We start from the raw sequence: 7,500 nt of genomic DNA on the forward strand, positions 1-7,500 counted from the left end.
GTACCGAAGTCCCTGATTTCACACTGCCAAGAAAAGCGTCTAGCGAGGAACAAGGTGCCCGTACCGCAAACCGACACAGGTAGGCGAGGAGAGAATCCTAAGGTGCGCGGGATAACTCTTGCTAAGGAACTCGGCAAAATGGCCCCGTAACTTCGGGAGAAGGGGCGCCTCGGTAGGGTTAATAGCCCGAGGGGGCCGCAGTGAAAAGGCCCAAGCGACTGTTTAGCAAAAACACAGGTCTCTGCGAAGCCGCAAGGCGAAGTATAGGGGCTGACGCCTGCCCGGTGCTGGAAGGTTAAGGGGATGAGTTAGCGCAAGCGAAGCTTTGAACCGAAGCCCCAGTAAACGGCGGCCGTAACTATAACGGTCCTAAGGTAGCGAAATTCCTTGTCGGGTAAGTTCCGACCCGCACGAAAGGCGTAACGACTTGGGCGCTGTCTCGGCAAGAGACCCGGTGAAATCATAATACCTGTGAAGATGCAGGTTACCCGCGACAAGACGGAAAGACCCCATGGAGCTTTACTGTAGCCTGGTATTGGAACTTTGTGCATCATGTACAGGATAGGTGGGAAGCTGAGAAGCAGGGGCGCCAGCCTCTGTGGAGCTGTCGGTGGGATACCACCCTTGATGTACGGAGTTTCTAACTCGTCGCCCTTATCGGGCGAGAGGACCATGCCAGGTGGGCAGTTTGACTGGGGCGGTCGCCTCCTAAAAGGTAACGGAGGCGCCCAAAGGTTCCCTCAGAATGGTCGGAAATCATTCGTAGAGTGTAAAGGCAGAAGGGAGCTTGACTGCGAGACCTACAAGTCGAGCAGGGACGAAAGTCGGGCTTAGTGATCCGGTGGTTCCGCATGGAAGGGCCATCGCTCAACGGATAAAAGCTACCCTGGGGATAACAGGCTTATCTCCCCCAAGAGTCCACATCGACGGGGAGGTTTGGCACCTCGATGTCGGCTCATCGCATCCTGGGGCTGAAGTAGGTCCCAAGGGTTGGGCTGTTCGCCCATTAAAGCGGTACGCGAGCTGGGTTCAGAACGTCGTGAGACAGTTCGGTCCCTATCTGTCGCGGGCGTAGGAAGTTTGAGGAGAGCTGTCCTTAGTACGAGAGGACCGGGATGGACGCACCGCTGGTGCACCAGTTGTCACGCCAGTGGCACAGCTGGGTAGCTATGTGCGGACGGGATAAGCGCTGAAAGCATCTAAGCGTGAAGCCCCCTCCAAGATGAGACTTCCCACAGCGCAAGCTGGTAAGACCCCTCATAGACGATGAGGTTGATAGGTTCGGTGTGGAAGCGCGGTAACGCGTGGAGCTGACGAATACTAATCGGTCGAGGACTTATCCACACACTTAGCAACTGATCATGCAGATCCAGTTTTCAGGGAATAAAAGAAGCCATCCAACTCGGATGGTTTTTTTGTACCATTTAAAAACTGAAATTTCTGACGTATTATTCCGAAAAAGGAGTCATGTCATTATGAAACAAGCTTCTTCGAGTCGGCTCCACTACGCCTGGATCATTGCGGGTGTCACCTTTTTCATTCTCTTGATTGGCGCTGGAATTCGCTCTGCTCCTGGTGTATTTATGGTTCCTGTTGAACAAGAATTTGGCTGGAGTCGCTCTTCTATCTCTATAGCGTTGTCCATTAATCTTTTGTTATACGGATTGGTAGGCCCGTTTGCAGCAGCAGTCATGGATCGGTTCGGAATAAGGCGTATCACGATTATTGCCCTTATTCTGTTAGCATTGGGGTCCTCCCTCACGACTTGGATGCAGGCTTCCTGGCAACTGACTGTACTTTGGGGAATCGTTGTTGGACTGGGTTCAGGATGCACGGCTTCCGTATTGGGAGCGATGATCGCAAATCGCTGGTTTGTGAAGCAACGAGGATTGGTAATGGGGATATTAACAGCGAGTGGTGCAACAGGACAGCTGGTATTTCTTCCTCTTCTCGCAAGCTTGGCTGAATCAGATGGCTGGCGTTTGGCATCGTGGGTGATTGCAACAGCAGCGCTGGTCTTGGTTCCGATTGTGGCTGTCTTGATGCGTGATCGACCAAGTGACAAGGGAATTCAGGCATTTGGTGCGACAGAAGCTGATCAAGAAATAGAAGACATCAAGCAAAACCCTTTTCGTGCAGCTGTTGATGGTTTAGTACGAGGATCGCGTTCTTTTGATTTCTGGTTGTTGGCTGGCAGCTTTTTTATTTGCGGTCTCTCTACAAATGGTTTAATCGGTACTCATTTTATAGCTGCTTGTATGGAGTACGGCATTCCAGCGGTAACGGCTGCAAGTTTACTCGCTCTCATAGGTATCTTTGACATTATCGGAACAACATTTTCGGGATGGCTTTCGGATCGCTTTAATAATCGTTGGCTCTTGTTTTGGTATTACGGTTTACGGGGATTTTCGTTAATGTTGCTTCCTGCAGCGCTATCCTCTTCTACGTATACCTTGGGCTTATTCATTGTCTTCTATGGCTTAGATTGGGTAGCCACGGTTCCGCCAACACTTAAGTTGACAACCGATATTTTTGGAAAACAGCAATCAGGAATTTTGTTTGGTTGGATATTGGCCGCACATCAATTAGGTGCTGCTGTGGCCGCTTACGGTGGAGGAGTCATTTATACCATGTTGAATAGTTACTTTATCATGTTTATCATTGCGGGAATATTTTGCTTGATTGCTTCTGTCATGGTTATGCGGATTGGAAGGAACGCGCTCACGGCGAAAATTTCCGGGAACATGTAGAGGCAAATATATCGATTGAAAGAAAAACACCCGAGTGGACACTAGATCACTCGGGTGTTAGTTTTCAGGCTGTGGATACAAGGGAAGGATGATGCGGAAAACAGCGCCGTGGAGTGGACCATTTTCTGCTTGGAGACGGCCGTGCGAACGTTCGATAATTGCTCGAGAAATAGCTAGCCCCAGTCCGACATCACCATTTTTTCCTTTCACAAAACGATGAAATAAATGGGGGAGAAGTTCTTCCGGGATGCCCTCACCATCATCTTGTACTTCTATTTGGAGCTGATGTTTGCCTGGTATAATTTCGATCGTAATCTGATCCTTAGCATGGCGCAAAGCATTTCCAATGATATTCAACAAGGCTTGAAGAAACTTTCCTTCATCGACGTACACGACGTCATTGGTTTTCGTCGGACGTACTGAAATCGTTACATTGTGTTGGAGCTGCAAAGGGTGTAAACGCTCAATGGCCCGAGTCACCAGGTCAGTAGCGGAATGCCATGAGGGATCAAACAAATTCTCTTCGCCTTCAAGCTTGGCCAACAATATAATTTCTGTCACAATATGCTTTAATCGATTGGTTTCCTCTACGATGACACCAAAACCTTTTTCAGCAGCAGCATCAACAAAAATGCCATCGCGAATTCCCTCGGCATATCCTTGAATAGACATGAGAGGGGTTTTTAGCTCGTGGGAAGCGTTTTGTAAAAATTGCCTCTGGATTTCATGAAAACGATCGAGCTCTTGTGCCATGGAGTAAACACTATTTGAGACTTCAGCAATTTCACCGCGAGCAGGAATGAGTTGGACTTCGGAAAAACGCCGTGCTTGAACCTTTTTAATTTCTCTCGTCAATTTATGGAGTGGCTGCACCATACTTCGCGTAATAAAAAAGCTGAGCAAAATCGTAGATACGGCTCCAATCAAAACGATGAGCAATATGTTATTCGTCATCTCCATACGAATGTCTTTTAGTCCACGTACAGGAGAGGCCAGAATCAGCCGTTGCTTCTCGTCGTTTTTAAAAGGCAAGTTAACGACCACGTAATCATCGCTGCCGACCATCCAAATGTTTCGATTTTGCCTTTTCTCCGCTTTACGCTCAAGGGCATCCATCCACTCATTCAAATTGGAAGAAGGCAGGGACGTGTAGAGCACTTTTTTCTTTTTGCCTAAGAGTAAAACTTCTATCTTGCGATTGGAGACGAGAAGCTTTTCGAGTTCTGCGACTCCCTCTGTTTCAATCTTTATATTCGATTCGTTCATTTTTTCAATCCAGAATCGACCTTTTAGATTTAATTCATTCTTTTGCTGCTCGATTAAATTATCCAGCAAAAACGAATTGATCAGGACAGCTGATACCCCCATGACAAGGCAGAGGAGAAGAGCGAACATCAACGTAATGCGAAATTGGATACTCATTCATCCTTCGTTCCTTCCAAAGATCGCAGGCGATACCCAAAGCCCCAGACGGTTTCGAGAGGGATCTTGTCCAACTTTTTCCGGATACGACGAATGAGATCATCAACCACTCGATCACTTCCAAAATAATCATATCCCCATATAAGAGAGAGCAGCTCATCGCGGGAAAAAGCCCGATTTGGATGCTCCGATAAAAGGCTGAGCACCTGAAACTCTTTCGAGGTCACCTCTACTTCCTCCCCAAAAGAATATACCAGACGTTTTTCCTTATCTAATACAAGAGCACTGTCAGCAGCCTCTTCCGGGTTTTTGTCTTTCGCAATGAAAGGGGAATCTTCCACATGGGATTTCATCTGCTTCCAACGCTGGAGTGCCCGATTCACGCGTGCCACTAATTCACGTGGACTAAAAGGTTTGGTGAGATAATCGTCACTTCCTAGCTCTAGTCCAAGAATCTTGTCTACTTCTTCGTCACGAGCAGAAACCATGATAATTGGCGTTTCTGAGCCAGCACGAATACGTCGGCAAAACTCATAGCCATTCATACCCGGCAGCATGATGTCCAATACCCATAGATCGGGAGGATTGTCTTGCTCTAATGTAATAGCCTCTTCGGCTGATTCAACGGCAGTTGTAACATAGCCTTCCTTTTGCAGATAGGCTTCGACAATCTGACGAATATTGATGTCATCGTCTACGATGGCAACGTGAAAGGTCTTCATAGGTTTCCTCCGCGAACCTTTAGATTCTCACTTTATTGTACATCTTCCAACGGACTTAAGGAGTTGTTTGGGGCATTTCCCACACATTTCCCATACTTTCCTACGTTTCTTACAAGAGTGTAAGGAAGCTGAAATCCAAATCGATAGGACGAACTATTCATTCCATGTAAAATCAAAGTACATTCAATAAACGGAGGGATACACCATGAGAAAACTACTACAGATGATCGCGATTACGTTCGGATTGTTAATCGATACGAAGACAATGATTCGCTTCTCCGAATTGGAAATGGTCGTGAAGCTGTAAAGATGATGATAAATACATGTAAAAAAACATGAAATTCTAGGCGCCAGAATGTAGGGGCCTTTTTTGTTTTGTGTGATGACCCAACGTAAAACAAAGCTGGGATATTTAGGAATACCACAAAACTCGCGAGTTTACGTACAAAGTTGGAGGAAATCTGAGGAAATCGATTGATTCAACTGGTTTTTTTGGACGTGTCCTCTCTCTATATGGTATAATGAAGTATTGTGATAACCAGTTGGAGGTTTACCCTTTATGGCAGAAGAAACTGCTCGGTTTCCAAAAGTCGATATTAGCCACGAAATGAGAGAATCGTTCATTAGCTATGCGATGAGCGTTATCGTCAGTCGGGCTTTGCCTGACGTTCGCGATGGTTTGAAGCCTGTACACAGGCGTATTTTGTATGCCATGCACGATATGGGCCTTACTCCTGACAAGCCGTTCCGTAAATCGGCAAACGTTGTCGGGGAAGTAATGGCGAACTACCATCCGCATGGTGACTCTTCCATCTATGAAGCGATGGTACGTATGGCCCAAGATTTTAACATGCGCTACATGCTGGTTGAAGGGCAAGGGAACTTCGGTTCTGTAGACGGCGACCCGGCAGCGGCGATGCGTTATACGGAGTCGCGTTTTTCCAAGCTCGCGCTGGAGCTTTTGCGCGATATTGATAAAGAAACGGTCGATTTCACTCCTAACTATGACGGACGCAAAGAAGAGCCGGTTGTATTGCCTTCTCGTTTCCCGAACCTGCTTTTGAACGGGGCATCAGGGATTGCTGTAGGTATGGCTACCAATATTCCGCCGCATAACTTGACGGAAGTTGTTGATGGTGTCATTGCCATGATCGACAATCCTGATATTACGATTCAAGATTTGATGAAGATTATCAAAGGACCTGACTTCCCTACAGCAGGGGAGATTCTCGGTTACAGTGGTATTCGTCGTGCCTATGAAACAGGCCGTGGTTCCATTATTATGCGTGCCAAAACCCAGATTGAAGAGGATGGGAAAGGAAAACCGCGCATCATCGTAACAGAGATCCCATATCAGGTGAACAAAGCTAGACTCGTGGAAAAAATCGCGGAGCTCGTGCGCGAGAAAAAAATCGAAGGGATTACCGACCTTCGTGATGAGTCTGACCGCAAAGGAATGCGTATCGTCATGGAATTGCGCCGTGACGTTATTCCAAAGGTTGTATTGAACAACTTGTTTAAGCATACCCAAATGCAGTCTACATTTGGTGTGAATATGCTGGCACTCGTTGACAGTCGTCCGCGTGTATTGAATCTGCGTGACATGCTCTATTACTATTTGGAGCACCAACGCGTCATTATCCGCAGAAGGACCGAATACGATCTCAAGCAGGCAGAAGCTCGTGCGCATATTTTGGAAGGCTTGCGCATCGCGTTGGATCATATTGACGAGATTATCAGCTTGATTCGTTCTTCTCAAACCACGGAAGAAGCTCGCAACGGATTGATGGAAAATTACTCCTTGTCCTACGAGCAGGCACAGGCTATTCTCGATATGCGTCTGCAACGCCTGACTGGTTTGGAACGAGAAAAAATCGAGAACGAATACCAAGAGCTCATGGCAAAAATTGCAGAACTGCGTGCTATTCTTGCAGACGAAGGAAAAATCTACGCGATCATCCGGGAAGAGCTGGGTGAGATCAAAGAGAAGTTCGGAGACGCAAGACGTACTGCGATTACTTTCGATGAGAATCACATCGATGATGCTGATTTGATCCCAGAGGAAGATGTGGTCATTACCCTGACCCATGATGGTTATATCAAGCGTCTGCCTGTTTCCACCTACCGTTCGCAAAAACGTGGTGGACGTGGCGTGCAGGGTTTGGGAACCAAGGATGACGATTTTGTCGAGCATCTCTACATTACCAACTCGCATGATTACATCATGTTCTTCACGAGCAAAGGGAAGGCTTATCGCCTAAAAGGATTCGAGATCCCTGATCTGAGCCGGACAGCGAAAGGTACCCCAATCATCAATCTCATTCAGATTGAAAAAGGGGAGCGGGTGAGTGCGGTAATCCCTGTGAAGGAGTTTGATCAAGAACATTACCTGTTCTTTGCGACCAAGAAGGGGATTATTAAGAAAACCACGCTGGAGTCCTATGAAAATATTCGCAAAGGCGGACTGATTGCGGTTAACCTGCGCGAAGATGATGAGTTGATTGGTGTTCGTCTGACCGATGGCCAACAACAAATCATCATGGGTACTCACAAAGGCATGTCCGTCCGTTTCAATGAGGGAGACGTACGCACGATGGGACGTAACG

At 47.2% G+C, this 7,500-nt stretch carries 4 protein-coding genes and 1 rRNA gene (2 of these 5 running past the window's edge); 3 read left to right on the forward strand and 2 right to left on the reverse strand.

The window, feature by feature from the left end; all coding sequences use genetic code 11:
* Both EL268_RS00160 and EL268_RS00165 read left to right on the forward strand, forming a co-directional pair.
* A 23S ribosomal RNA gene (locus tag EL268_RS00160) occupies positions 1–1,344 on the forward strand; it begins 1,585 nt to the left of the window's first position.
* Positions 1,345–1,475: 131 nt separating this feature from the next.
* A complete protein-coding gene (locus EL268_RS00165) occupies positions 1,476–2,750 on the forward strand; it encodes an MFS transporter (RefSeq protein ID WP_106657698.1) in 1,275 nt (424 codons plus the stop codon).
* A 57-nt stretch (positions 2,751–2,807) separates the two neighbouring features.
* Here EL268_RS00165 and EL268_RS00170 read toward each other — a convergent pair whose 3' ends face one another.
* Together EL268_RS00170 and EL268_RS00175 are read right to left on the reverse strand one after the other, a co-directional pair.
* Positions 2,808–4,172, reverse strand: coding sequence for a sensor histidine kinase (locus EL268_RS00170; RefSeq protein WP_106657699.1), 1,365 nt, complete (start codon positions 4,170–4,172; stop codon positions 2,808–2,810).
* Positions 4,169–4,894, reverse strand: a complete 726-nt coding sequence (locus EL268_RS00175; protein WP_106657700.1) for a response regulator transcription factor — start codon at positions 4,892–4,894, stop codon at positions 4,169–4,171. The genes EL268_RS00170 and EL268_RS00175 overlap by 4 nt, the downstream gene beginning before the upstream one ends.
* 559 nt (positions 4,895–5,453) lie before the next feature.
* Between EL268_RS00175 and gyrA the strand changes: the two genes are divergently transcribed.
* Positions 5,454–7,500, forward strand: partial view of a DNA gyrase subunit A gene (gene gyrA, locus EL268_RS00180; RefSeq protein WP_106657701.1) — the 5' portion only. Its footprint extends 479 nt past the window's final position; only the first 2,047 of its 2,526 coding nucleotides appear in the window; its start codon is at positions 5,454–5,456; its stop codon lies off the right edge, out of view.

Source organism: Brevibacillus brevis, assembly GCF_900637055.1.
In the GTDB taxonomy this organism is placed as follows: Bacteria; Bacillota; Bacilli; order Brevibacillales; family Brevibacillaceae; genus Brevibacillus; species Brevibacillus brevis.